The organism is Pseudooctadecabacter jejudonensis (genome assembly GCF_900172275.1).
Lineage (GTDB): Bacteria > Pseudomonadota > Alphaproteobacteria > Rhodobacterales > Rhodobacteraceae > Octadecabacter > Octadecabacter jejudonensis.
Genome location: NZ_FWFT01000003.1, coordinates 68287 through 94704, shown reverse-complemented (window position 1 = coordinate 94704; position 26418 = coordinate 68287). Strand labels below are relative to the sequence as shown.

The window sequence follows — 26418 nt, the reverse complement described above, 5'->3', positions numbered from 1 at the left end:
ATGAGGCGGGGGGGCGCTACGGCTGGCCTCTCCGGTCCTCAATCTCTTGCTGGCGCAGCGGCATTTTGTCGATCGAGCGGGAGATTTCGCGCACGTCCCACGGGGCGGGTTTGCGCAATTCCACCTGTCCGTCCTTGCCCATGATGACGAGCATGAACCCACGCGGGCGAAGCTCTGTACGCAGCGCGCTGCGCGCGTCAGGGTCGGTGTCTGTCAGGATGATCACATCCCGTTCGGCCAGATCCCCGGGCCGTTGGGCAAGAAGATCCATCTGTTGGCGAAACCGCGGGTCATTCGGGCTGTCTGCAAAGACGACCACGGGCCGCGCGATCCATTCCAGATCCGACAGGGTCACGTCCAGAGCAGAGATCGCAACGTTGCGGTCGGCGTTCCACCGGTCTTCAAGCGTTAAGGTTACTTCGTCGTCGGCAATTGTGCCCGTCGCCAAACAGATCAGGGCCGCGGCAAGTGTGGATCGGATCATTCTGTTCCCCTTTAGACTTGATATAGGGACGATTGGCGGCAAGACGAACAGCAATCCTGCCGACGACCCATACAATTTTAGCTTTAACCTTATCCTCAGGATCTTCCGCCAAAGACACACAGATATTGACTCTCTTTATGGTCAATTTTGTGCTGACCGACGTCAAAGGACAACGCGGATGGAGATCAAGTTACATTTGGGCGCACATCGGTGTGCGACGACAACCTTTCAGGCCCAATTGTGGAAAAATCGGATGCGACTTGCGCAAGCGGGACTCACGTGCTGGACGCCAAAGCGGACGCGCGACGGGCTGATGCGTGGTATGATCCGACATCCCGAAAATATCACCCTCATTGATGAAAAGCGCGCGCACCGGTCCGTTGGACGCATCCGCCTTGAAATCAATCGGCTTGCCCGTCTTGGGCAGTGCAATTTGTTGATCTCTGAGGAAAACCTCATCGGGTCAATTCGTCGAAACATTCGTGAAAAATCGCTGTATCCGATGGCTGACGAACGTCTTTTGCGCTTTGTCCCAGCCTTTGCGGGGCACACCCTGCAGATCGGGATGTGTATCCGAAGCTATGAGAATTTCTGGGCGTCTTCCTTGTCACATGCCGTGAAACGGGGCGCGCGAATGCCAACCAAAGACGATTTGGATTTGCTGACGACCCAACCGCGTCGGTGGCGCACGCTTGTACGTGACATTCGGGCCGTATTTCCGCACGCAGACATCTTTGTGTTCCCGTTTGAGAGGCTGGCCAACCGGCCCGCAGATGTTGTTGAGATGTTTTGCCCAGGAACCGTCGATCTGATGTCCAAAGATACGATCCACCGCAATTGCGCCCTCGACGTTGACGGGTTGAATGAGATCCTACGTCTGCGTGGCGAAGCGGGTTTGCGGGGCAAAGCCCAGATGACGGACAACCGGTGGATGCCGTTTGACGAAGACCAATGCGCGGTTTTGCGCGCCGAATATCGCCGCGATTTGATGTGGCTTGAGGCGGGGGCCGATGGGCTGGCCCGCTATATCGACGGGCGAACAACGCCCGCGACACGCCCTGACAGGGCCCAGATGCAACCCGACGCTGACCCATTGGGGACAGTGTTATCGAAAGGACAAACCCATGAGTTCGAAGAAAGACTGGGCTGAACGCGCAACCTCCGAGCTGCGCGGTCGCCCCTTGGACGATCTGACGTGGAAGACGATTGAAGGCATTGATGTTCAGCCTGTGTACGGCGCCGACGATATCGCGGGGCTGGACCATCTGGGCACGCTGCCGGGCGAAGCCCCGTTCACGCGCGGCGTCAAATCCACCATGTACGCAGGCCGCCCCTGGACGATCCGCCAGTATGCGGGTTTCTCGACAGCCGAAGAATCCAACGCCTTTTACCGCAAGGCTTTGGCGGCAGGCCAGCAGGGCGTGTCTGTCGCCTTCGATCTGGCCACCCACCGCGGCTACGACAGCGATCACGAACGGGTCGTGGGCGATGTCGGCAAGGCGGGCGTGGCGATTGACAGCGTTGAGGATATGAAAATCCTCTTTGATGGCATTCCATTGGACAAAGTCAGCGTGTCGATGACGATGAATGGCGCAGTGATCCCGATTTTGGCCAATTTTATCGTCGCGGGGGAGGAGCAGGGACACGACCGGTCTGTCCTGTCCGGCACGATCCAGAATGACATCCTAAAGGAATTCATGGTGCGCAACACCTATGTCTATCCGCCCGAACCCTCGATGCGTCTGGTGGCCGACATCATCGAATATACGGCCAATGAGATGCCGAAATTCAACTCCATCTCGATCTCCGGCTATCACATGCAAGAGGCGGGCGCGAACCTTGTGCAGGAGCTGGCCTTCACGCTGGCCGACGGGCGCGAATATGTGCGCACGGCGCTTGCGCGCGGCATGGATGTGGACCGGTTTGCCCCCCGCCTGTCGTTCTTTTTCGCCATCGGCATGAATTTCTTCATGGAGGCCGCGAAACTGCGCGCCGCCCGTCTGCTGTGGTCGCGCATCATGGCTGAATTTGAGCCCAAATCGCCGAAATCGTCGATGTTGCGCACACACTGTCAGACCTCCGGCGTATCGTTGCAGGAACAGGACCCTTACAACAACGTCGTGCGCACCGCATACGAAGCGATGGCCGCTGTGTTGGGCGGGACGCAATCGCTGCACACCAACGCGCTGGATGAGGCGATTGCCCTGCCCACGGAATTTGCAGCCCGCATCGCGCGCAACACGCAGTTGATTTTGCAGGAAGAAACCGGTGTGACGAACGTGGTCGATCCGCTGGCGGGATCATATTACGTCGAAAAACTCACAGCGGATTTGGCCGAGGCCGCCTGGACTTTGATTGAGGAGGTTGAGGAAATGGGCGGCATGACCAAGGCCGTGGCCTCCGGTATGCCTAAATTGCGGATTGAGGAGTCGGCCGCCAAGCGACAGGCGATGATCGACCGCGGCGAGGAAGTGATCGTTGGCGTCAACAAATACCGTCTCGAAAAAGAGGATGAGATCGACATTCTGGACGTCGACAACGTGGCCGTGCGGGAGGCGCAGGTCGCCCGTTTGGACACCATCCGCGCCAGCCGCGATCAGGCGGCCTGTGATGCGGCGCTGGCCGAGGTTGAGCGCCGCGCCTCCGTCGGGGGCAACCTGTTGGAGGCCGCCGTGGAGGCCGCGCGCCATCGTGCAACTGTGGGGGAAATCAGCATGGCTATGGAAAAGGTATTCGGCCGTCACCGTGCCGAGGTAAAGACATTGGCAGGCGTTTATGGTGCCGCCTATGAGGGCGACGCAGGTTTCGCGGCCATCCAGAAAGATGTCGAAGCCTTTGCCGAGGACGAGGGGCGCCGCCCGCGCATGTTGGTCGTCAAAATGGGGCAAGACGGCCACGATCGCGGGGCCAAAGTGATCGCGACGGCGTTTGCCGATATCGGGTTCGATGTGGACGTGGGCCCCTTGTTCCAAACCCCTGAAGAGGCCGCACAGGATGCCGTGGACAACGACGTGCATGTGATCGGAATTTCGTCACAGGCAGCAGGTCATAAGACCTTGGCCCCCAAGCTGATTGAGGCGCTGAAAGCGGCTGATGCAGAGGACATTCTTGTTATTTGCGGTGGCGTCATTCCGCAACAAGACTATGATTTCTTGATGAAATCCGGCGTCAAAGCGATCTTTGGTCCGGGCACGAACATTCCCGAAGCCGCGCGCGACATTTTGCGTCTGATCCGTGAGGCGAAGGGATAAACCGTGCGGCTGGACCATCTTGCCATAGCGGCCGAGACCTTGGACGAGGGCGTCGCTTGGGCCGAGGATCGGTTGGGCGTGTCGATGCGGCCTGGTGGTCAACATCTGCATTTCGGCACCCACAACCGGCTGTTGGGGGTGTCGGATGGCATTTATCTTGAGGTGATTGCGGTGGACCCGACGGTGACACCGGACCGGCCGCGCTGGTTTGGATTGGATGCGTTCAGCGGTCCGCCCCGATTGGCCAACTGGATTTGCGAGCCGGATGATTTTGACGACTGGCTGCGCCACGGGATGGAGGCTGTGCCTATGGCGCGCGGCGATTTGCGTTGGGACATGGGCGCACCGCCGGATGGGACCTTGCCCATGGAGGGCGGGTTTCCAACGGTGCTGCGCTGGCACACCGACACGCCGCCCGGGCAAAGTCTGCCGCCCTCGGGCTGCACGTTGGAACGCCTTACGGTCCGGCACCCGCAAGCGGATGCGTTGCGGGCGGAGGTTGCCCAGGCGTTGTCAGATGCGCGCGTTGTGTTCGAGACGGCGGCTGAGGTCTCCCTGTCGGCGGACATGCAAACGCCACGCGGGCGCGTGACGCTGTGATCATCCGCGCCGCACGGGCTGCGGATGCAGATGCGATTTGTGCCATCTGGAACCCGTTGATCGCAGATACCAATATGACGTTCAGCCCGCTGGAAAAGACGGCGGACCAGGTGGCGGAGCTGATCGCGGAAAGACCTTGTTTTCTGGTGGCCGAAAGCTCTGAACTGATCCTGGGCTTCGTTACATATGGGCCCTTTCGGGGCGGGCCAGGGTATGCCCATACGGCAGAACATTCGATTATGGTTGATCCGTTGTCCAAGGGGCAGGGCGCGGGTCGGGCGTTGATGCTGGCTGCAATGAAGCATGCCCGCGCCAATGGCATCCATGTGCTTGTGGCGGGTGTCGCAGGGGAAAACGTGGCGGCGCGGGCGTTCCACAAACAGCTCGGGTTTGCGGAGGTGGGCAAGATGCCCGAAGTGGGCCGCCGTTGGGACAGATGGCTTGATCTGGTTTTGATGCAAAAACGGCTCTGACATCCTCGTGCTAAGGGGCTATGCTCTGTCCTATGTCTATCTGGACCCGCATTTCGGACGCTTTGTCGTCATTGGCCGCAGGCGACAGCTTGTCGGATGTTTTTGCCAAACTGCGCACCCCGCCGGAACGCAGCGTGGCCTTCGCCATTGCCGTCATCGCCTTGGGCGCCAAAATGGCCAAGGCAGACGGACAGGTCACCAAGGACGAAGTCACAGCCTTTCGGGAGGTGTTCGTCATCCCCGAAGGCGAAGAGAAAAACGCAGGCCGTTTGTTCAATCTTGCCCGTCAGGACGTTGCCGGTTTTGAGGATTATGCCCGTAAAATCAGGGCAATGTATGCAGGTGATGATACCGCCCCCCTGTGCGATCTGATGGAGGGGCTTTTCCACATCGCTTTGGCGGACGGGATTTATCACCCCAATGAAGACGCGTTTTTGCAGCGCGTGGCTGAGATCCTTGAGCTGGGCGAGGCGCGGTTCAAACGGCTGCGCGCGCAATTTGTCTCGGATGCGGAGCGTGATCCCTACGACGTTTTGGGGGTCTCCCCTGACGCCCCGATGGAGGACGTGCGCGCAGCGTGGCGCCGGTTGGTGCGCGAAACGCACCCCGATCAGATGATCGCGCGCGGCGTTCCCGAAGAGGCCGTCAAGCTGGCCCAAAAACGTATGATCGCGATCAACCGTGCGTGGGAAGACATTAGCGAGCGCGCGGCGTGAAGCTGGCGACCTACAATGTAGAATGGTTTTCCAACCTGTTCGACAATGACGGGCAATTGTACGACGACGACCGGTGGTCAGGTCGTCGTGATGTAACGCGGGCCGCGCAAACGGCGGCCTTGGGCCATGTGTTCAAGGCGATGGATGCGGACGGGATTATGGTGATCGAAGGGCCGGATTCCCATGCCCGCCGTGATGGCGCCGCCGCCCTTGAGGGGTTCGCTGCGCGGTTTGGGCTACGCGCACGCCGTGCGATCATCGGCTTTGTCAACCACACCCAACAGGAGATTCTGTTTCTCTACGATCCCGACATGATGTCGGCAGAACATGCACCCAGCACCTTGGGTGCGCCGCAGTTTGACGACACCATCGACATGGATTTGGACAGCGATGATTTGCCTGACGGGGTGCGGTGGTCAAAACCGCCGCTGGAATTGTTGGTCACGTCTCAAGACAAGGCGTTCCGGGTGATCGGCGTACACGCGAAATCCAAAGCCCCCCATGGCGCGCGCACCAAGGATGAGGTTATGCGCATTTCCATTGCCAATCGGCGCAAACAATTGGCGCAATGCATTTGGCTGCGCCGCCGGATCGAGGCGCATCTGGCCGCCGGTGACGCCATGATTGTGATGGGTGATTTCAACGACGGTCCGGGCCTCGACGAATTCGAAAAGCTGTTTGGCCGATCAGGGGTTGAGATTGTCTTGGGTGAGGGGCATGGGGAGCAGCTTTATGATCCGCATGCGGAAATGGCGCTGTCGCGACGTTTGGGTGCGCTGCCGGCCACGGCACGGTTCAAACTGCCGCCCCATGGACGGTATCTGTCGGCCTTGTTGGATTATATTATGGTGTCGCAGTCCGTGCGCGACATGGGGGCAGACTGGACGATCCTTCATCCTTTTGATCATCCGGCCTGTTTCGCGGATAAACCCCTGATGGAGGCCCTGTTGACCGCCTCAGACCACTTCCCCGTTGTGATGACCTTTGACGCCTGATTTTGGAATCGGGGGGAGTGTGCCTATATTGCGTGTATGAAACATGTAATCTTGTCCGCCTGCCTTGTCCTGTCCGTCAACGCCTTGCCCCTGTCTGCCCAAACGCAGGAAGAGGGGGGGATCGAAGAAGGGTTTTCCTTGATGGAGGAAGGCGCCAAGCTGCTTTTTCGCGGGCTGATGTCCGAGATGGAGCCCGCCATCGACGAATTTTCCGACATGGCGCAAGAGCTGGAGCCCGCGTTGGAGCTTTTGGCGACGGAGATGGGCCCCGCCTTGATGGAGTTGGTGCGGACGTTGGATTCAGTGCGCTACTATGAAGCGCCCGAGATTTTGCCCAACGGGGATATCATCATCCGTCGCAGCCCAGATGCGCCGGAGTTCACACCGCCGGAAAACGCGCCTATTGATCTTTAGGCGTCTTGCGTGCGCCTTTGATGCGCACCGTGCCAGTGGCCCCAAGGGCCGCGGCTAGGCTGTCAAAGCGGGATTGGGCAACTTCGCCGAACAGGGGGGCAGCGGCACTTTGCAGCACCAATTCCAGTGTGTTTGATTTCTTCGAATATTTGAGTTTTGCGGCCTGTTCGTCGGCCTTCATCCACAACATTGCCCCCAACCGCATGGCACGGCCCAGAATTTCGGCGCGGTTCAACTCTGCCTCATCAATCAGGTCAAACAGTTCCTCGAACCGTGATCCTTCGCGTTTGTTGGAATAGCGATGCAACAAGGCGGTGCCCAAGAACACACGTTCGGAATGTTTCAGCCCGCCAAGGTTGGCACGGGTGGCGTTGTCGAAGACAACCTCATGTCGGTAGTCTGGGTGCGCGCGCCAGCTGACATCGTGCAGCAGGCAGGCCGCGCGGATCAGACGTTTGCGTTGAAAATTTGCGCGGCCAAACAATGGCATAACGAAATGATAGAGGGTGCGCCCAAAGCCGGGCAGGCGGGCATCCTTGGCCTCGGCAAAGCGGCAGGCCTCAATCAGCGGGTCCCGCTCACGCAACTCTTGCGGCATTTGTTCATACAACATGCCTTCGCGGATGCCGTAGCTGGAAATGGTGATGTCTTTGGGTTTGAACCGGCTGATGACCTCACGCAGGACACGCACGGCATAAGGGACCAGCGCCATGCGGCTTTCCGAGATGCCGCAGCGGCCCCGTAATTCTTGCAGATCGCTGTCTTCAATATACTTCATCGTCTTGATGATGCGCTGGGGCGTCATGCGATATTCGTGCAGCACGGTCATGGGATAGCCGCGGCGTTCCATGTCAATGCGGGCGATGGCGCGCCATGATCCGCCCACCAGGAACAGACGTTGGCCCGTGCGTTCGCCCATCTGCCCAAACAGGTCTTTGACGGTTGATTTGATGTAGGCTTGGCGCTTTTTCTTGGATTTGATTTCGCGCAGTTTCAGCGGCCCAAGGGCGGAGGTCTCACGGCGGCCCACACGGCCTTCGGCCAGATCGGCCAATTCCAGTGACGATCCGCCGATGTCACAGACCAGACCGTAGCTGCCGGGCCAGCCCAGCAAAACGCCCTGTGCAGACAACCGCGCCTCTTCCTGACCGTCGATCACCCAGATTTTCAACCCGGTTTCACGCAGCACGTCGGCGCGAAAATCGGGCCCGTCTTCGGCCTCGCGCACAGCAGCGGTGGCGACTGCCGTCAGGGGCGGGATGCCAAGGCCCGCAGCAATCGCCACAAACCGCTTGATCGCGGACAGCGCGCGTGCGCGGCCTTCGGGGTTCAGGCGGCCTGTTTCGGCCATGCCCGCACCCAAGCCAGCCATGATCTTTTCGTTGTAAAAATAGGCGGGCGATCGCGCAGCCCCGTCAAAAATCACCATCCGGACAGAGTTTGAACCCACATCAATGACGCCGACGCGGGCGAGCGCGCGGGCCTTCGGGTCATCGAACAACGGGCGGCCAAAAGGCCCCCAATCAGGTGCGTCATCGGTTGGTTTTTGTCCATCCATCAGATGATCCTCATCTGTCCGTGTCCCCATTGCGCCGAACCATCGCGGCCCGTCGCGGCCGTGTCAATGCGCGGTCAGTCGTCCGTGTGCGTCAGTTTGGGCACATCGGACGCCCCCGCCGATCCGCGCCCCGACAACGATGGGTTTTCCATGAAAAAGCGGTGGCAGTTGAACGCAAAGGTGCCGTCTTCGACCTGCGCGCGGGCAAACGTCCCATCTGCCCCCATGACCCAGCTTTGTGCCACATCGGCCAGATTTGCCGCCATGATCTGGCTGACGATTTGCGCTTTGACGGTATTGTTGGTGACCTCAACCATGGTCTCGACCCGCCGGTTGAGGTTGCGGCCCATCCAGTCGGCGGAGGAAAAGAACACGCGTGCCTTTTTGCTGGGCAGACCCTTGCCATTGCCAAAACAAACAATGCGCGAATGCTCAAGAAACCTGCCCACGATGGATTTGACGCGGATGTTTTCACTCAGCCCTTTGATGCCTGGGCGCAGCCCGCAAATGCCGCGCACCACAAGGCTGATTTTCACGCCCGCTTGGCTGGCCTCGTACAAGGCGTCGATCACGTCGGCCTCAACCAGACTGTTCATCTTGGCCCAGATTTCGGCAGGCTTGCCCGCGCGGGCGTGCTCGGCCTCGGCGGCGATCATGTTGATGAGTTCGGATTTAAGGGTCAGCGGAGAGATCGACAGGTTCTCGAGGTTTTCGGGCTGCACATACCCGCTGAGGTAGTTGAACACCTTGGTGGCATCCCGCCCAAGTGCGGCATCGCAGGTAAAGAACGACAGATCCGTGTAGATCTTGGCCGTGATCGGGTGATAGTTGCCGGTGCCATAGTGCGTGTAGGTGACCAGTTCATCCCCTTCGCGGCGCACCACGGTTGAGATTTTGGCGTGGGTCTTGAGGTCAAGAAACCCATAAACCACGTGCGCACCAGCCCGTTCCAGACGGCGGGATTGGCGGATGTTTGCAGCCTCATCAAACCGCGCTTTCAGTTCAACCAAGGCAGTGACGGATTTGCCGTCCTCGGCCGCTTCACACAGGGCCTCAACAATGGGGGAGCGTTTGGAGGTCCGGTAGAGCGTTTGCTTGATGGCCACCACATTGGGGTCGTTGGCGGCCTGCCGCAAGAAGCGCACGACCATGTCAAAGGTCTCATAGGGGTGGTGCAGCAACATGTCCTTGCGGCGGATGGCGGCGAACAGGTCGCCATCGTGGTCCTGCACGCGTTCGGGAATGCGGGGGGCGAATGCGGGCCACAGCAGATCGGGCCGCGCATCCAGCACCAACTCTTTCAGATCTGCCAGACCGATGACGCCATTGATTTCAACGACCTCGGCTTCGGTCACGTGAAGCTCATCCATGATCAATTTGCGCAAGCCCGCAGGCGCCCCGCCTGAGACGCGCATCGATACGACTTCCCCCCTGCGGCGACGTTTCAGGGCGACTTCAAACTCCCGTACGAGGTCCTCGGCCTCGTCCTCCACCTCAAGATCGCTGTCGCGCAGGACACGGAATGCGCAGGATCCTTTGACCTTATACCCTGGAAACAGCCCGCCCAGATTGTCCATAAGCAGGTCTTCCAACGGCAGGAACCTGTGGCCGTCCCCAGACGGGACGGCAATATAGCGGTCGATTTGTTGCGGCACGGGCAGCAAGGCCCGCAGGGCGCGTTTGTCGTTGATACGTTCCAATTCCAGCGCGAGGGCGAAGCCTTCATTTGGCAGAAACGGAAACGGGTGTGCCGGATCAATCGCCAATGGGCTCAGCACAGGAAACACCTGTTTGAAAAACACGTTTTTCAAAAACACGCGGTCTTCGTCGGTCAGATCATCGCGGGTGAGAATGGTGATGGATTGGTCTTCCATTTCCGCCCTTAGGGTCACGAAGACCTTTTGCTGGCGTGCCAGCAGGTTGCGGGCGTCCGCGTTGATCAGGCTGAGTTGTTGTGCAGGTGTCAGCCCGTCGTTCGAGGGGGTGACATTGCCCTCATGCACCAATTCGCGCAGGCCCGCGACGCGCACGGTGTAGAATTCATCAAGGTTCGTGGCTGAGATCGACAAGAACCGCAGACGTTCCAACAGCGGCACGCGGGGGTTCTCGGCCTCTTCCAACACGCGCCAGTTGAACCCCAGCCAGCTGAGTTCGCGATTGAAATAGCGGGCGGGGCCAGACAGATCCGCGTCCAGTGTGACGGGATCGGGGAAATCGGCCTTGAGGAAATCTGCCTGTGTCATCAGCGCCTTATTGCAGGGATGTGTTACGGGAATATGTCACTATCGCGTGTCAGGGGCGACAGAGTCCAGAACATCACGCACGAATGGCCGTGTGAGGGGTTTGCCCTGTTCGAGGGCGGCGCGGTCAAGGGTGCGAACCGTGGCGCGGATAGCCTCAAACGATCGTGGCAGGTGACGTTGCAGATAGGCGATGACGTCGGGCGCTGGCATGAGTTGGCGATCCGAAAAGTGTTTGAGCAAGACAGCCATAAGCAACGGATCATCCGGTGTGCCGATGCGGGCCGTCGTGGCTGCGACCAAGCGACTGCGCAAATCAGGCAAGGCGATGTCCCAGCGCGCAGGCGCTGAGCGTCCTGTCAAAAGCAGCGGCAGGGTTTGCGCGCGCAAGTGGTTGTGGGTGTGAAACAGCCATTCTTCTGCGACGGGGGCCAATCCTTCGCCGTCCTCAACGATCAGTCCGCGTGTGGGCAATGGGGCAGCGGGGTCGATGTCAGATGCCGTGATGACATCCAACCCCGCCTCAGCCGCCAAGATACCCGCCAAATGGGTCTTGCCCGACCCTGAGGGCCCAATAAGCGCGAGCTTTCCATCGGGCCACGCGGCAGGCGTCCGCACCATCGCAAAGGCCTGTTCATTGGCCGGTGAGACAAAGAAATCGTCCGCCCCCAACCGCACGGTGGCTGGCAAATCGAACGCCAGTTGCTCAGCCATGTTAGCTGTCGCCTTCAGCCGGTCCTTGGTAAAGGCGGCTTTTCTTGTATTCGTTGATGCCAAAGCGCGCCAGCACACCGATGATTGCGGCCACAGGCACCGCGATCAACATGCCGACAAACCCAAAGAGGGATCCAAAGACTGACAGTGCAAGGATCAGCCAGACGGGGTGCAGCCCAACGGAGGAACCAACAAGGTTTGGCGTCAGGAAATTGCCCTCAACAAATTGACCGAAGGCAAAGATCGCGCCAACAATGCCAATGCGCAGCCAGTTGATGCCCGTCTGCACGGTTTCGCCGTCCACCATTTCGGTGCCGCCCCACCATTGAAACAGCGCCAGCCCGAAGGCCAAGGCCCCGCCGACCAGAGCGCCGACGTAGGGAATGAACGAAATCAGGCCGGCAATCAGGCCAACGATCAGGCCAAAATTCAGCCCCGCCAGCATTAATGCCACGCCGTAATAGGTGCCAAGGATCAAACACACCGTTCCTTGCCCGCGAATAAAGGACGCCAAGGTACGGTCGATCTGGCTGGCCAGATCGCGAATTGTGGATTGATGTTCACGCGGAAGCATATCGTCCACGTTGGCGACCATGCGGTCCCAGTCCATCAGCAGATAAAACGTCACAACAGGCACAATCAGCACCAGAACGATCACGTTCATGATCCCTTGGGCGGAAGACACCAATGCGTTGACCACCTGCGCACTGCGCGACTGGATGGCTGCGCCAAGGTTGGCCAGTTGTTCTTGCAGGAATGCCCCCTCAAGCTCGACCCCGGGGATGCGCTCGGACGCCCAGTCTTTGAAGCGTTCCCATGTTTGGGGCAAATCCCCTACGATGCGGCCGATTTGGGCGATCAACTCCCCCAGCTGGCCAATCAGTGTGGGCACGACCAACAAAAAGATCAATAGAAACAGAAGGATGCCTGATAAGGTGATGACCACCGTGGCCATGATCCGGCTCAGGCCCCATGCCTCCAGCCGATCCGCGATCGGGTCAAGACAATAGGCAATCGCGCCGCCCAAAATGTAGGGCGCCAGCACATTGCCAAGGCCATACAAGACCAGCGCAAACACAATCGCCGCGATGCCCCAGTACTGAAGCTGTTTTTGTGGTGTGATGGCCATGAGAGAATGGGTCTTTTGATTGCGAGAGATACCCCCTTAAGTGGCGCAGCCCCGTCCCAGATGCAAGGTTTAGACACCAAAAGGCCCCGCACGTCCGTTCGGATGTACGGGGCCTGAAGGGGCGGGTGACTTTGGCGTTTGGTTCAACGTCACCCGGCCTCGGGAACCTCTTAGTGGCAGGCGGGGCGCGTGCCTGGCAGCAGGACCTTGTCGATCACGTGGATGATGCCGTTGTCGGCTTCGATGTTGGCGATGATCACGTTTGCGGTCTCACCGGTGCCGTCTGCGATGGTGACGCCGCCGTTGGCGGATGTGATGCACAGACGCTCGGAGTCATTGATCGGCTTGAAGTAGTTGGACCCGTGGGGGAAATCGGATGCTGTCAGGATGCGGTCGTCCACATGGTACAGCAGAACGTCGGTCAGCTGGCCTTTGTTCTCAGGCTGCAGGAGGGTTTCAACCGTGCCCGCTGGCAGGGCTGCGAAGGCGTCGTTGACAGGGGCGTAGACGGTGAATTCACCAGGGCCTGCAAGCGTGTCGGCGAGGCCAGCGGCGGTGACGGCAGCCACCAGGGTTGTGAACCGCTCATCGCCCGCTGCGATCTCAGTGATGGATTGCGCGGACGCAGCAGAGCCTGCAATGGCAAGCGTGGCAGCAGCGGCAAAGGTGGAAAGCGTTTTCATCTGTAGTATCCCAATTTTGTTTGTGTTGTGATTAGGGTTACGCAGCCTGTTCACGGTTGGGTCACTTTGATCACGACCCTGTGATCATGCGAAATGTTTGATCCAAAAGATTAAAACCAACGAATGCGCGGGCGTGCACGTGCGCGCAGTAAAATAAAGGGCCGCGTTTGTGCCCGTCGCATGCGCGCTTGCCCTTGGGTGGGGGTCTGATACATCTTCGCCAACCAGACAGATAAAGAGTCCCCCATGCGCCTGAGCCGTTATTTCCTACCCGTTCTCAAAGAAAGCCCCCGCGACGCCCAGATCGTCAGCCACCGCTACATGCTGCAGGCCGGGATGATCAAACAGGCCAGTGCGGGCATCTATTCCTGGCTGCCTTTGGGGTTCAAAGTCCTGCGGCGCATTGAAGACATCGTGCACGAAGAGCAGGCCAAAGCAGGGCACATCGCCATCCAGATGCCGACGATCCAGTCGGCGGATCTGTGGCGCGAAAGCGGACGCTATGACGCCTACGGCGACGAACTTTTGCGGATCACTGACCGCCACGACCATGAGATGTTGTTCACCCCGACGGCAGAAGAACTGGTGACAGATATCTTCCGCAGCCATGTGAGCAGTTACAAATCCCTTCCCCTGACGCTCTATCAGATCCAGTGGAAATTCCGCGATGAACGCCGTCCTCGGTTCGGGGTGATGCGGGGCCGCGAATTTTATATGAAGGACGGCTACAACTTCGATCTGACGAAGGAAGACGCGCTGCACGCCTACAATCGTCACCTCGTGAGCTATCTGCGCACCTATGAACGTATGGGGCTGCAGGCCATTCCGATGCGCGCGGATTCAGGCCCCATCGGTGGCGATGACACGCATGAATTTCTGGTGCTGGCAGAGACTGGTGAATCAGAGGTGTTCTACGATTCAGCCGTTACCGATCTGACCTTTGGCGACCGCGATATTGATTATGACAACGTCGATCAATGTGCCGCCGTGATGGAAGAGTTTACAACCAAATACGCCCGCACGGATGAGACCCACGACGAGGCCCTTTTCAATGAGGTGCCTGAGGAGCGTCGCAAGGTCGCCCGTGGCATCGAAGTGGGCCAGATCTTCTATTTCGGCACCAAATATTCCGAGGCCATGGGCGCCACTGTCCAGGGGCCCGATGGCAAGCCCGTGCCTGTTCATATGGGGTCCCACGGGATTGGCGTGTCACGTTTGCTGGGTGCCATCATTGAGGCCAGCCACGACGACAATGGCATCATCTGGCCTGAGGGCGTGACGCCTTATCACGCGGGCATTGTGAACCTGAAACAGGGCGATGCTGAGGCCGATGCGGCCTGTGAGGCGCTCTATGCACAACTGACCAATGCGGGGCTTGAGCCGCTTTATGATGACCGCGATGAACGTGCGGGCGGCAAATTCGCCACGATGGATATGATTGGCCTGCCATGGCGGATCACCGTGGGGCCGCGCGGATTGAAGAACGGTGTGGTTGAACTGACCTCTCGTAAAACCGGTGAAAGCGAAGAAATGGCGCCAGAGGCCGCGGTTGCGCGATTGGTTGAGATTTATAAGGCTCACGATATCGGTCATGGCTGACCGCGAGGGCGACGCAGCCCTTGGCTCTCCTGTGACACCGTATTTCACGGTCGAGGACGCGGACCTGTTTTTGGGGTTTATCCAAACGGTGTTTGACGCCCAGATGGTCAAAGACGATCGCTATGCAGACGGCCGTGTGCCGCATGCCCGCGCACGGATTGGCACGTCTTTGATCATGGTGAACACCGCGAACGAGGCTTATCCGGCCAACGTATCGCAGATGCATCTGCGGGTCGCGAACGTAGAGGCCACACTTGCCCGTGCGGTCAATGCTGGCGCCAAAGTGTCGATGGCACCCAACACCCGGCCCCACGGGGAACGCATGGCGGGCGTAACCGATCCGTGCGGCAACATCTGGTGGATCGCATCCCCGGCGTGATGCGGCCCGTTCGGCCAGACACCGCTGCGACAAGCGCCCCCCATTGACGTTGCGGCCCTTGCCCCGTTAGCTACGCCACACCACAAGAGGCATTGCAGTATGGCTGGCAAAACAGCGCCCTTTTCAAAATTCGAATGGATGATCGCATGGCGCTATATTCGCGCCAAACGTGAGACCGGTGGCGTCAGTGTGATGACATGGATTTCGCTGGTCGGCGTGACGCTGGCTGTGTTCGCGTTGATCGCCGTGCTGGCGGTGCGGTCTGGGTTCAGGGCGGATTTTGTCGATACAATTGTCGGGGCCAACGCCCATCTGACCTTGCGTCAGAACTACATGGAAACGGTGACGGTGACGCAAGGCGATCAATCTGTCGACGTCACACGCCGCGTTGACACGCTTCAGGACGCTGATGCCCTCGCGGCGGATTTGCGCAGCATCGATGGTGTGACCCGTGCCGCCCCTATCGTGCGCGGCGAAGGGCTGGCCACTGTCGCGGATCGGTCGTCCTTTGTGCAGGTCTACGGCATTTCTACGGCCGATTTGATGGACGTGCCGCTGGTCCGTAGCCCGCAAAGCAGCCAAGGATCGTTGGACGATTTCGGCGTGCGAGAGGCGGGTGGCGGGATCGCGCTGGGCTCTGGTGTGGCACGCAATCTGGGCGCGCAGGTGGGCGACCGTGTCAGCCTGCTGTCAGCGACTGGCGTGCAGACGGCAGGCGGCAGATCCCCCCGTCGCCAGACGTTTGATGTGGTCTATGTCTTTCAAACTGGACGCTATATCACTGATATCAGTCGTATTTATCTGCCGCTTGAGGACGCACAATCATTTTTCAGCCGCGATGGCGTCCATGACGAGATTGAGATCTACGTCGAAGACCCCGACCGTGTTGAGGAGTGGATTACACCGATCTACCGCACCCTTGGCCCGGAAAGTTTCCTGTATTCGTGGAAAGACAACGAAGGCGCCTATCTGCGTGCCCTGACGGTCGAAGACAATGTGATGTTCATCATCATGGCTATTCTGGTGCTGATTGCATCCATGAACATCATCAGTGGTCTGATCATGCTGGTGAAAAACAAGGGCAGTGATATCGGCATCCTGCGCACCATGGGCCTGTCTGAAGGGTCGGTCATGCGGATTTTCTTCATTTGCGGTGCAGGGCTGGGCACGGTTGGCACGATCTTTGGAGTGATCCTGGGCTGTCTTTTTGCCATCTACATCGACACGATTTTTGCGGCTGTGAATTATATCGCGGGGGGCGGTGTTTGGGATCCCTCCATTCGGGGCATCTATGACATCCCGTCGAAATTGGAGCTTGAGGATGTGTTGCTGGCCATCGGCCTGTCGTTGTCTTTGTCGTGGATCATCACGATCTTCCCCGCCCGTCGTGCCGCGCGGATGAACCCAGTTGAGGCGCTGCGTTATGAATAAAGCATCCCCTGGGGCCGAAATGAATGATGTGACCCTGAAACTCGACAAAATTGCCAAGGCCTACAACGTTGGAAAGCCGAACGAAGTGAAGGTCTTGCATGATGTGTCTTTGCAGGTCGGTCAGGGCGAGGTTGTGGCTTTGGTCGCGCCCTCGGGCGCGGGTAAATCCACATTGCTGCACATTGCGGGCCTTCTCGACACGCCCGATACTGGAACGGTGTCGATCGGGGGCGAGGATTTTACAAACCTAGGCGATCGCAAACGCACCGCCGCACGGCGCAACGATGTGGGCTTTATCTATCAGTTCCACCATTTGCTGCCCGAGTTTTCGGCGCTGGAAAACATTGTGTTGCCGCAGCTGGCAAATGGCATTGCCCAGTCTGACGCTGAAGCGCACGGGATGGATCTGCTGGCCCGCGTTGGTGTGGCGGACCGCGCGAGCCACCGCCCCGCGGCCCTGTCGGGCGGCGAACAACAGCGGGTCGCATTCTGCCGTGCACAGGCCAACCGCCCCAAATTGCTGCTGGCGGATGAGCCCACGGGCAACCTTGATCCCGCCACATCGGACCGCGTGTTCGGGGCGCTGATGGACCTTGTCCGCGCCTCGGGTCTGTCGGCCCTGATTGCCACCCATAATCTTGAATTGGCCGCGCGGATGGACCGCGCCGTGCGGCTGGATCAGGGCCGCCTTAGCGAAGGAATGACCGAATGAAAGTCTTTGTCTCAGAGATCGAGGATATCGCGAAACGTGCCATGATCGCCCATGGCGCGGCGGATTGGCAGGCGGGGGAGGTGGCCCGCGCAGTGGCGCGCGCCGAGGCCTTCGGCAACGTCATCTGCGGGCTGTATTATCTGGAAAGCTATTGCACGCAACTGGCGTCTGGCCGTGTGGATGGGCAGGTAGACCCGGTCGTGACACGCCCCAAACCGGGCACTGTCATCGCCGACGCGCGCTTTGGCTTTGCGCAACCTGCGTTCAGTCGTGGACTGCCGCAAGCCATTGAAGCGGCAAAAGAAAACGGTGTCGCGACCCTTGCGGTGGCGCATGCGCACACCTGCACATCGCTTGGCTTTTTTACCGAACAGATCGCGCAGGCAGGGCTTGTCGGCATCGGGTTCACCAACGCGTCCCCCGTGGTTGCCCCGCCCGGTGGCAACAGCGCTGTCATCGGCACCAACCCCATCGCCATGTCCGTGCCGGATGGGGGCATGCACTGGGATTTTTCGACCTCCGCTGTGGCGCTGGGCAAGATTACGATGGCCAAAGCCGCCGGTGAAGACATCCCCCTCGGCTGGGCGGTCGAGGCGAACGGCGCCCCCACCACAGACCCAGAGGCCGCGTTGAAAGGTGCTTTGGTCTCGGCGGGCGGGTACAAGGGCTGGGGGTTCGGCCTGATGGCCGAGGTTCTGGCCGCGGGTATGACGGGCTCTGTCAACTCATTGGACGTCAGCGGATTGAAATTGCCCGATGGAAAGCCGCACGATCTGGGCCAGTTCTATATTTTGATGGAACCCAGCGCCGATTTCGCAGCCCGTTTGACCCGCGTGGCAGAGGCCGTGGCCGCACAAGAGGGCGCGCGCATACCGGGCCAAAACCGCCAGCCTTTGGGCGAGATTGATGTGCCAGATGCCCTGTGGGCGGCCTGCTGCACCCTGACGAAGTCTTAACATTCTTGTGAAATCTGAAACCTTTGATTGAGGTGTCACGTGGCTTTGGACAAGTTGCACCCATCTGAATGAAAGGTTTCTTCATGCGTATCCTCTCCCTTGCTTTGCCGTTGGCCGTTGTGGCCTCTACCGCTGTGTCTGGCCCCATTTCCTTTGGGGGAAACTGGTCCGAACAGCGGCTGCAGATTTTCAATTCCAACGACTACAGCTTCAACGGCAATTCGATGTCCATCGCGTCCGATGGGGCTGTGTCGCTTGCGTGGACACGCACGAGCCGGTCCGATTGGGGCGCGACGGCTGCGTCTTGGTCTTGGGGCGTCAGCCAGTCGGTGCCCGCCACAGATCTGCGCCGCAAAGGCGGGGACGATCGCAACATTTCCGTCTACTTTGTCTTCCTGCCAGAGGCCGACGCCGCCAACATGGAAGGCGCCAACATCCGACAGCTGAACGGCAACCCGAACGTTCGGATTTTGCAGTATGTTTGGGGCGGGAACCATTCGCGCGGATCGATCCAGCAATCGCCTTACGCGCCGGGCCAAGGGGCCAATGTGATCCTGCGGTCGGCGGGCACGGGCAACCATTCTGAAAGCGTCAATCTGGCGTCCGATTTCGCCTCTGCCTTTGGGGGTCAGCCTGGTGCACTGGTTGGGATCGCCGTGTCTGCGGACAGCGACGATACCGGATCCAGCATTCGCGCGCAGGTCAGCAACCTCGCCGTGCGCTGACTCTGATGGTGTCTGCGATCAGTCGCAGATGCCACCCACATTTGCATTCTCATAGACGCCAAGGACCTCAGCAGGCCTTGGCGTTTGCGTTGGATGCTGCACCGGCATCACAGCGGAAAGGACATCGTAAAGCCTTTCGGTCCGTGCGCCCTCAGGTGCCAAGGTGCGGCAGCAGATAAACTCCTCCACCAGCGCGGCCTGTTGTTCATACCCCATATCGAGGAAACGGATATGTGCCGCAGGATCAAAGAGGTAGGGGTCCACACCAGGGCGGTGTTCTGCCAGCCCTTTGAGTGGTGAATAGCCCGTCACATCGCGGTTTTGCCATTGCCAGACATGTACCATTTCATGGGCAAAGAACATCGCCGCGACCAGATTGATCCGCTCCGGATAGCCGTCGGCGTAGTCGGGAATCGTCCAGTCTGGGTTGGTCAGCACATGGGTCCACGCGACGGCACCCGCCGTGCGGGTCTGAATGGTCGGGCCACTGGGCGGCGGCGCGATTTTCTCACGGCAGGTGGTTTGGGGGCGGGCGGCGTAGGTGCGGGTGACGTTGCCGATGGGCACCTCAAGCAGGCGAATTTCGGCGGTGTTGAGGGTATCTCCCATGATCTGCCCGCTCAACAGGCGTTCACTGTCAGTCAGTCCACGGGAGCAACCTGCAAGGAGAAGAAAGAGGAGGAGAAGGCGCATGGTTTGGAGGGTATGACGCCGGACCGAAAAGGGAAAGAGCGGCGTATGGTTTGCGTATGGCAAACGTATGGCTCGCGTATGGCAGGGAATGTGGCAAGGACGTGCGGTTTGGTCTGGGCCGACCTTGGCAAATCAAAGATTGAGCAGCGTCCGAACTGCCCCTACGGGGCGGGCGTTAGAGCTCAAGAAAGTTAAGAGCTATCAGTTCTTTGGAGGCGCAATTGTTGTCCAATATTTAAAGCTGTAAGTTTCCTGCTAAAGCAATGTTGCGTGCCAGATCGATCGCGGCAAAATACAGTGAAATCGACTAGGCCATTTGAATTGAATTCCAAAATCGAGTCGGCCCGTTTGGTTTCTCCGCTTCTAAGGACAGAAATTCCATTTCGGAAGACACCAACGCTCCCCTGTTTCGAATAACCATTGATTTCAAGATCGTATGCATCCCCTCCACTATTTACAATTTCAGGAGTACCCCCAATCGCTAAAGAATTCCCGGTGCCCACAATCTTTATCTCTAGAGAAGGGATCATAGACTGAGAGCTTTTTTCATTCTCACTGTTATACTTGTCGATTTCGAATGCGATTGCTTCTCTAGAAACGGCGACGAGTTCTTGCTGCTGCTTCACCGAGTTCGCCAATTCTTCAGCTTGCAGTTTCAGCGTTTCAACACTGTTTTTGAGTTCCCGACCTTGCTGGAAAAATCCGAGAACGACCCATGCCAATGCAAGCGGCCCAAAAGCCCCGGCTAGGAAGTCCCCCCAAGCATTTGGCTCGAGGAGCTTGAATGCCTCCCATCTCCAAGAAACAATCGACGAAACAACAGCTACATAGCAACAAGAGGCAAGCAAACCCCAATGGCCGTAACCCCAATTCCTAAACATCCAACTCCTCAACGAACCGCGCATTTTCCTGAATATACTGGAACCGCATTTCAGGTTTCTTGCCCATCAGGCGTTCCACCAAATCGCCGGTCTCTCCGGGTTCATCTTCGTCGATGCTGACGCGGATGAGTTTGCGGGACGCGGGGTCCATGGTGGTTTCTTTGAGGTCCTTGGCGTCCATCTCCCCCAAGCCCTTGAAACGGCTGACGTCCATTTTGCCGTTTCCGCCCAGACCTTTGGCCAGTGCCTCGTTCTTTTCGGCTTCATCAAGACAATAGACCCGGCGCGCGCCTTGGGTGACGCGGAACAGGGGCGGGCAGGCCAGATAAAGGTGGCCTGCGTCGATCATCGGGCGCATCTGGCTGAAGAAGAATGTCATCAGCAGGGCCGCGATGTGGGCGCCGTCCACGTCGGCGTCGGTCATGATGATGACCTTGTCGTAACGCAGGTCATCTACGTTGAATTTCGCGCCCAAGCCCACGCCCAACGCCTGCGTCAGGTCGTTGATTTCCGCATTGGATCCCAATTTAGAGGAGGCCGCCCCCAGCACGTTCAGAATTTTGCCCCGCAGTGGCAACAAGGCCTGCGTTTTGCGGTCACGCGCCATTTTGGCGGAGCCTCCGGCGCTGTCGCCTTCGACAATAAACAGCTCGGTTCCGTCCCGTGACGTGGCCGAACAATCGACCAGCTTGCCCGGCAAGCGCAGCTTTTTGGTCGCCGTTTTGCGGGCGGTTTCTTTTTCTTGCTTGCGGCGCATCCGTTCTTCGGCGCGCAGCACCAAAAAGTCGAGGATCGCACCCGCAGATTTCGTGTCCGCCGCCAGCCAGTTGTCGAAATGGTCGGCCACGGCCAGATTGACCATACGTTGGGCGTCCGTTGTGGCCAGCCGGTCTTTCGTCTGGCCTACAAATTCGGGGTCACGGATAAAACAGGAGACCAAGGCGCCTGCACCTGTCGTCAGGTCTTCACGGGTGATCATGCCCGCTTTTTTGTTGTTCACCCGTTCGCCATAGGCCTTGATGCCTTTCAGGACAGCGGCCCAAAAGCCCGCTTCATGGGTGCCGCCTTCAGGCGTGGGGACGGTGTTACAGTAGGATTGGATGAAGCCGTCGCGCGTGGGCGTCCAGTTGATGGCCCATTCAACCTTGCCCGGAACCTGGAATTTCTCAGTGAAATCGACGGTGCCAGCGAAAGGTTTTTCGGAATAGGTGGTGGCCCCCTCAAGGGTCTCAGAGAGGTAATCGGCCAGACCGCCGGGGAATTTGAACGTCGCCTCTGTCGGGGTTTCGCCGTCGTTGATGCCCGTTTTCCAACGGATCTCGACGCCGGAGAACAGATAGGCCTTGGACCGTGCCATCTTGAACAGCCGCGCGGGTTTAAGTTTCAGCGAGCCGAAGATTTCGGCATCCGGATGGAACGTGACAGAGGTGCCACGCCGGTTGGGGGCCGCCCCAATCTTCGCCAAGGGCGCTTGCGGGACGCCGCGCGAAAATTCCATCATCATCAGTTCTTTGTTGCGCGCCACTTCGACGCGCAAATGGTCTGACAGCGCGTTCACCACGGATGAGCCCACGCCATGCAACCCGCCGGATGTCTGGTAGCTGTCGCCCGAGAATTTGCCGCCCGCATTCAAGGTGCAGAAAATGATCTCAAGCGCGGATTTTGACGGGTCCTTGGGGTGCGGATCCGTGGGGATGCCACGGCCATTGTCGCGCACGGTGACGTGGCCGTTTTCATGCAGCTCGACCTCAATCCATGTGGCGTGGCCTGCGACGGCCTCGTCCATGGAATTGTCGACGATTTCGGCCACCATGTGGTGCAACGCGCGGTCGTCCTTGCCGCCGATATACATGCCGGGGCGCAGGCGCACATGCTCCATATCCTCAAGCACTTGGATGGAGGAGGCATCATAATCGGATGCGGATTTGGTTTTGCCCGAGAGAAGATCGTCTGACATGGGGTGCGCCTGTTGTTTTTGTTTGGCACAGTATGTCATGGGGCAGGGGACGAATGAAGCCCCATTGCGCGGCTGTGGATAACCGCTATCCTTTGCTGCGGAAAGGGGCTGGCTATGGCTTTGGCAACATTCGATTTAGCTGCGTTTGAGGCGGCCCATGGCGCGGCCCGCGCGCAGGCTGCGGCGGATCTTGATGCGATCTGTCGCGACAGCGGGTTCCTTATTTTGGAAGGCCACGGCGTCCCGGAAGCTGTGATTGATGGCATTTGGCAGGCCGCACATGCGTTTTTCGCCCAGCCCGCGGACCAAAAGGCCCGCGTGGCCCCACCGCATCCGGGCGCGCCTTATGGTTGGATCGGCCCACTGAAGGAGGCCCTGGCTGCGTCCAAAGGTGTTGAGACGCCCCCCGATCTGAAAGAGAGTTTTAATGGGGGGCCTTTGGCGGTGCCTGATCAGGTTCACGCGGATGCGCTGGCGTTTTGCTATCAGCCGACCCCATTCCCCAATCTGGAGGGGTTTCGCCCCGCGTGGGCGGCCTATTACACCGCGATGGAGGATCTGGCCGCGCGCATTATGCGGGCGTTTGCGGCTGCCTTGGGCCTGCCGGAAGACAGGTTTAACGTCGCGGTGAAAGATCCGATTTCGGCGCTGCGGGCGCTGCACTATCCCGCCACGGCCGCCGTGGCCGACGCAGACCAGCAGCGCGCGGGCGCACACACGGATTACGGAACGTTGACGATACTATTGCCACAGGCGGACCGCGGTGGATTGCAGGTGCAACAGGGCGGCGATTGGGTCGATGTGACCGCACCTGAGGGAACGTTTGTCATCAACATCGGCGATCTCATGGCGCGGTGGACATCGGACGCTTGGGTCAGCACCCTGCACCGTGTGGTGGCCAAGCCGCACCAACCGGCGCGCAAATCGTTGGCGTTTTTTCATCAGCCGGGGTGGGAGGTTGAGGTGGCACCGCTGGACGGGTCAGACACCTATCCGCCGGTGCTGTCGGGGCCCTATTTGATGGGCAAATTTCAAAGCACAGGGACATAGGATATGCGGGTTTTCTTTACAGGCGGCAGTGGCAAGGCCGGGCGATATGCCATTCAGGAATTGCAGGCGGCGGGGCACACGGTGGTCAATATTGATCAGGTGCCATGTGGTTTGCCGGACACGCCGGAGTTGTTGATTGATTTGACCGACCCGGGGCAGGTTATGGGGGCGATGACCCAGTGGGCGGACTTCGATGAGATGGAGGACGCGCCGCGCGCCTATGATGCGGTCGTGCATTTCGCGGCGGTCCCGCGGGTCATGATTGGGGATGATGGCAGCTGTTTTCGTGCCAATGTTGCCAGCACGTACAATGTGATTGAGGCGGCGTACAAGCTTGGCGTGCCGAAGGTCATCTTCGCGTCATCCGAGACAACCTACGGCGTGTGTTTCGCCCAAGGTGAGGTGAAGCCCGCGTATGTGCCGGTCGATGAGGATCATCCGACAGTCCCCCATGACAGTTACGCCATGTCCAAGGTCTGCAATGAGGCCACCGCGCGGTCGTTTCAGGCGCGTGCGGCGCAGGCGGGACGGGCGATGGATATCTATGGGTTGCGGATCAACAATGTGATCGAACCCCATGAATATGTGCAGAATTTCCCGGCGTTCGTGGCGGACCCCGCCTTGCGACGGCGCAATATCTTTGCCTACATCGATGCGCGGGATCTGGGCCAGATGGTCAATTGCTGTCTGGCGACGGATGGTCTGGGGTATGAGGTGTTCAACGTGGCCAATGAAGACAGCTCTGTCGGGATGCCGTCGGTTGAGGTGGCGGAGACGTTTTATGCAGGTGTGCCAGTCAAGGGCGATTTGGGCGGACACACCACGTTTTATGCCATTGATAAGGCAAAGAAAATGGTCGGTTTTGCGCCGGAACATGGATGGCGCGATCTGGTCTAGCCTTTGGCGCCCAACCCAAGCCGCATGATTTGTTTGCGCAGGGGCGTCAGGCCGTAAAGCGCCTCGACCCCTTTGGCGCGCAGATCGCGCAGCAACGGGTTTTCCGCCTGAGAGGCGCGGTTCAACAGATCAATTCCAGTGGTGCGCAGCTTTATGTCGGGTGCCCGTTTGCGCACATAAGCGTCCAGCATGGCCGCATCGCCCAAGGTGTCGGGACTGGCTGTGGCAAGATCCAACAGCGTGGACAGATCGCGCAGGGACATGTTCAAGCCTTGGGCGCCAATGGGCGGCATGACGTGGGCGGCCTCGGCCACCAGCGCGGTGCGCTCGGCGGTCAGTTGATCGGCGGTTTGGCTGATGATGGGCCAGACCATGCGGCGGCTGGCCAGCGTCAAAGGGCCGTTGACCCCCGCACTGCGGGCGGTGGCTGCGGCGTTGAATTCGTCCTCTGGCAGGGCGGCAAGGCGCATCGCCTCGGCCCCGTCTTCCATCCAGACGACGGCAGAGCAGGGAGTGCCATTGTGATCAGGCAGCGGAACAAGGGTGAAAGGCCCGCCGGTGCGGTGCACCTCGGTCGAGACATTGTCGTGCGGCGCATCATGCGTCACCGCAAAGGTCACGGCCTTTTGTCCGTAACGCGTGGTGCGCGCGCCGATCCCTGCCGCGTGGCGCACGGGGCTGTCGCGCCCATCGGCGCCAATCACAAGGCGCGCGGTGATCTTGTTGCCATCGGTGAGGGTGACGCGGGCGTGGGCGGTGCGGGTCAGCATGGATTTGAAGCCAACGCCGGACAGGAATGTGACGTTTGGTAGCGCGTCAAGTCGCGCCAACACCTCCCGCCGCATGAGCCAGTTGGGAAGGTTCCAGCCGAAGGGCAGATCACCGATGTCTGCGGCGTCAAAATCACGGGTGACGCGCGGTGTCGGATCCGCCCCCCCGGCGTCAACAATGCGCATCACCTGCAGGGGTGTCGCGTGCGGGGCAAGGCGCGTCCAGACGCCGGCGGCGTCCAGAAAATCACGGGCGGGTTGCAAAAATGCGGTGGTGCGCAGGTCCGCCCCTTCGGTTGCGTCGTCGGTGATGGGCGGGGCAGGGTCCGCGATGGTGATGGAAAAACTCGCCGCGCCAAAGGCCGCCGCCGCTGTCAGGCCCGCAACGCCGCCGCCTGAGATGAAGATGTCTGTCTGGGTCATATCGTACAAATAGGCCGTGATGGCGGGGGCGGAAAGGGGATCAGACCAGCTGCGACAAGAAGGCCGCCAGATCGTCGGTGTGGTGGTGGATGTGATCGTGGTATTCGCCTTCGGGTGCCACCAGAACCGTGCGCATGCCCATCGCGTGGGGCACGGTGAGGTTTCGGGGGCTGTCCTCAAAAAACGCACCGCGTTCGGGGGGCAGGTCATCAAGCGCGAAGACGGCCTCAAACGCGGCCTGTTCGGGTTTGGGGCGATAATTGGCGTGTTCGACACCGTAAACCGCATCGAATAACCCCGTCAGTCCCAAGGCGGTCAGAACATCGTTGGCATAGGGCCGTGTGCCGTTGGTGTAGACAACCTTGCGCCCTGGCAAGGCACGAAGCGCGGTGGCAAGGGCTGGATCAGGCCTAAGGACCGAAAAATCAATGCGGTGGACCGCATCCAAAAACGGATCCGGATCGATCTGATGTTCGGCCATCAGCCCCGCAAGGGTCGTACCATAGAGCCGCCAATAGTGATCGCGCAGGCGGTCCGCCTCGTCCAGATCGACGCTAAGGGTTTTGGCCACGTAGTGGCGCATAAGTTCCTCTATCTGAGAGAATAACGCACTTTCAGGCGGGTAGAGGGTGTGATCCAGGTCAAACACCCACACGTCCACATGTTCAAAATAAGCTTTAACCATAAG

General features: G+C 59.4%; 26 protein-coding genes. 15 read left to right on the top strand and 11 right to left on the bottom strand.

Features of this window, described 5'->3' with window-relative positions; genetic code table 11:
- Positions 1-16: 16 nt before the first annotated feature.
- On the bottom strand, positions 17-484 hold the full coding sequence (locus PSJ8397_RS09625; protein WP_085864405.1) for a DUF4174 domain-containing protein: 468 nt from the start codon (positions 482-484) through the stop codon (positions 17-19).
- Positions 485-806: 322 nt separating this feature from the next.
- On the opposite strand from PSJ8397_RS09625, the gene PSJ8397_RS09620 reads away from it, so the two are divergent.
- The 7 genes from PSJ8397_RS09620 to PSJ8397_RS09590 are packed head-to-tail and all read left to right on the top strand — an operon-like array spanning position 807 to position 6933.
- The gene (locus tag PSJ8397_RS09620) at positions 807-1634 is read left to right on the top strand and encodes a hypothetical protein (protein ID WP_143515424.1); all 828 of its coding nucleotides are present in this window, start codon (positions 807-809) and stop codon (positions 1632-1634) included.
- On the top strand, positions 1609-3735 hold the full coding sequence (gene scpA, locus PSJ8397_RS09615) for a methylmalonyl-CoA mutase (protein WP_085864403.1): 2127 nt from the start codon (positions 1609-1611) through the stop codon (positions 3733-3735). The genes PSJ8397_RS09620 and scpA overlap by 26 nt, the downstream gene beginning before the upstream one ends.
- Before the next feature lie 3 nt (positions 3736-3738).
- Complete coding sequence (locus PSJ8397_RS09610) at positions 3739-4335, top strand: VOC family protein (RefSeq protein ID WP_085864402.1); 597 nt, start codon at positions 3739-3741, stop codon at positions 4333-4335.
- On the top strand, positions 4335-4808 hold the full coding sequence (locus tag PSJ8397_RS09605; protein ID WP_085864861.1) for a GNAT family N-acetyltransferase: 474 nt from the start codon (positions 4335-4337) through the stop codon (positions 4806-4808). Before PSJ8397_RS09610 ends, PSJ8397_RS09605 begins: the two co-directional genes overlap by 1 nt.
- A 32-nt stretch (positions 4809-4840) precedes the next feature.
- The gene (locus PSJ8397_RS09600) at positions 4841-5524 is read left to right on the top strand and encodes a molecular chaperone DjiA (protein ID WP_085864401.1); all 684 of its coding nucleotides are present in this window, start codon (positions 4841-4843) and stop codon (positions 5522-5524) included.
- Positions 5521-6519: an endonuclease/exonuclease/phosphatase family protein gene (locus PSJ8397_RS09595; RefSeq protein WP_085864400.1), complete on the top strand. Its 999-nt coding sequence runs from the start codon at positions 5521-5523 to the stop codon at positions 6517-6519. Before PSJ8397_RS09600 ends, PSJ8397_RS09595 begins: the two co-directional genes overlap by 4 nt.
- Before the next feature lie 36 nt (positions 6520-6555).
- Complete coding sequence (locus PSJ8397_RS09590) at positions 6556-6933, top strand: hypothetical protein (protein WP_085864399.1); 378 nt, start codon at positions 6556-6558, stop codon at positions 6931-6933.
- On the opposite strand, the gene PSJ8397_RS09585 is transcribed toward PSJ8397_RS09590, so the two are convergent.
- The 5 genes from PSJ8397_RS09585 to PSJ8397_RS09565 form a co-directional block, all read right to left on the bottom strand.
- Complete coding sequence (locus PSJ8397_RS09585) at positions 6920-8491, bottom strand: Ppx/GppA family phosphatase (protein ID WP_085864860.1); 1572 nt, start codon at positions 8489-8491, stop codon at positions 6920-6922. The two genes, PSJ8397_RS09590 and PSJ8397_RS09585, sit on opposite strands and share 14 nt — an antisense overlap.
- A 74-nt stretch (positions 8492-8565) precedes the next feature.
- Complete coding sequence (locus PSJ8397_RS09580) at positions 8566-10734, bottom strand: RNA degradosome polyphosphate kinase (RefSeq protein ID WP_085864398.1); 2169 nt, start codon at positions 10732-10734, stop codon at positions 8566-8568.
- A gap of 39 nt (positions 10735-10773) precedes the next feature.
- Entirely contained in the window at positions 10774-11445 is a 672-nt protein-coding gene (locus PSJ8397_RS09575; protein ID WP_085864397.1) for an HdaA/DnaA family protein, read from the bottom strand.
- 1 nt (position 11446) lies between these two features.
- Positions 11447-12574, bottom strand: coding sequence for an AI-2E family transporter (locus PSJ8397_RS09570; RefSeq protein WP_085864396.1), 1128 nt, complete (start codon positions 12572-12574; stop codon positions 11447-11449).
- Positions 12575-12744: 170 nt separating this feature from the next.
- A complete protein-coding gene (locus PSJ8397_RS09565; protein ID WP_085864395.1) occupies positions 12745-13257 on the bottom strand; it encodes a fasciclin domain-containing protein in 513 nt (170 codons plus the stop codon).
- Positions 13258-13503: 246 nt separating this feature from the next.
- On the opposite strand from PSJ8397_RS09565, the gene proS reads away from it, so the two are divergent.
- The 6 genes from proS (at position 13504) to PSJ8397_RS09535 (ending at position 19059) form a co-directional block, all read left to right on the top strand.
- The gene (proS, locus tag PSJ8397_RS09560; protein WP_085864394.1) at positions 13504-14856 is read left to right on the top strand and encodes a proline--tRNA ligase; all 1353 of its coding nucleotides are present in this window, start codon (positions 13504-13506) and stop codon (positions 14854-14856) included.
- Complete coding sequence (locus PSJ8397_RS09555; protein ID WP_085864393.1) at positions 14849-15235, top strand: VOC family protein; 387 nt, start codon at positions 14849-14851, stop codon at positions 15233-15235. Before proS ends, PSJ8397_RS09555 begins: the two co-directional genes overlap by 8 nt.
- 99 nt (positions 15236-15334) lie before the next feature.
- The gene (locus tag PSJ8397_RS09550; RefSeq protein WP_085864392.1) at positions 15335-16666 is read left to right on the top strand and encodes an ABC transporter permease; all 1332 of its coding nucleotides are present in this window, start codon (positions 15335-15337) and stop codon (positions 16664-16666) included.
- 19 nt (positions 16667-16685) lie between these two features.
- On the top strand, positions 16686-17378 hold the full coding sequence (locus PSJ8397_RS09545) for an ABC transporter ATP-binding protein (protein WP_085864859.1): 693 nt from the start codon (positions 16686-16688) through the stop codon (positions 17376-17378).
- Positions 17375-18334 (top strand): Ldh family oxidoreductase, encoded by a 960-nt coding sequence (locus tag PSJ8397_RS09540; protein WP_085864391.1) that lies wholly within the window; start codon positions 17375-17377, stop codon positions 18332-18334. The genes PSJ8397_RS09545 and PSJ8397_RS09540 overlap by 4 nt, the downstream gene beginning before the upstream one ends.
- Before the next feature lie 83 nt (positions 18335-18417).
- Positions 18418-19059, top strand: a complete 642-nt coding sequence (locus tag PSJ8397_RS09535) for a DUF3047 domain-containing protein (protein WP_085864390.1) — start codon at positions 18418-18420, stop codon at positions 19057-19059.
- 18 nt (positions 19060-19077) lie between these two features.
- Here PSJ8397_RS09535 and PSJ8397_RS09530 read toward each other — a convergent pair whose 3' ends face one another.
- From PSJ8397_RS09530 to PSJ8397_RS09520, 3 genes are all read right to left on the bottom strand, one after another.
- Positions 19078-19668: a hypothetical protein gene (locus PSJ8397_RS09530; protein WP_235000669.1), complete on the bottom strand. Its 591-nt coding sequence runs from the start codon at positions 19666-19668 to the stop codon at positions 19078-19080.
- A gap of 275 nt (positions 19669-19943) precedes the next feature.
- The gene (locus PSJ8397_RS09525) at positions 19944-20633 is read right to left on the bottom strand and encodes a hypothetical protein (RefSeq protein ID WP_085864388.1); all 690 of its coding nucleotides are present in this window, start codon (positions 20631-20633) and stop codon (positions 19944-19946) included.
- On the bottom strand, positions 20626-22590 hold the full coding sequence (locus PSJ8397_RS09520) for a DNA gyrase/topoisomerase IV subunit B (RefSeq protein ID WP_085864387.1): 1965 nt from the start codon (positions 22588-22590) through the stop codon (positions 20626-20628). The genes PSJ8397_RS09525 and PSJ8397_RS09520 overlap by 8 nt, the downstream gene beginning before the upstream one ends.
- Before the next feature lie 114 nt (positions 22591-22704).
- Between PSJ8397_RS09520 and PSJ8397_RS09515 the strand changes: the two genes are divergently transcribed.
- Together PSJ8397_RS09515 and PSJ8397_RS09510 are read left to right on the top strand one after the other, a co-directional pair.
- A complete protein-coding gene (locus PSJ8397_RS09515) occupies positions 22705-23640 on the top strand; it encodes an isopenicillin N synthase family dioxygenase (protein ID WP_085864386.1) in 936 nt (311 codons plus the stop codon).
- 3 nt (positions 23641-23643) lie between these two features.
- A complete protein-coding gene (locus PSJ8397_RS09510; RefSeq protein ID WP_085864385.1) occupies positions 23644-24537 on the top strand; it encodes an NAD-dependent epimerase/dehydratase family protein in 894 nt (297 codons plus the stop codon).
- Here the strand turns inward: PSJ8397_RS09510 and PSJ8397_RS09505 are convergent.
- Both PSJ8397_RS09505 and PSJ8397_RS09500 read right to left on the bottom strand, forming a co-directional pair.
- A complete protein-coding gene (locus PSJ8397_RS09505; protein ID WP_085864384.1) occupies positions 24534-25730 on the bottom strand; it encodes a UbiH/UbiF family hydroxylase in 1197 nt (398 codons plus the stop codon). The genes PSJ8397_RS09510 and PSJ8397_RS09505 overlap by 4 nt on opposite strands.
- A gap of 40 nt (positions 25731-25770) precedes the next feature.
- Positions 25771-26415 carry a pyrimidine 5'-nucleotidase gene (locus PSJ8397_RS09500; protein ID WP_085864383.1) on the bottom strand — a complete coding sequence of 215 codons (645 nt, stop codon included), beginning with the start codon at positions 26413-26415 and terminating at the stop codon, positions 25771-25773.
- Positions 26416-26418: the final 3 nt, after the last annotated feature.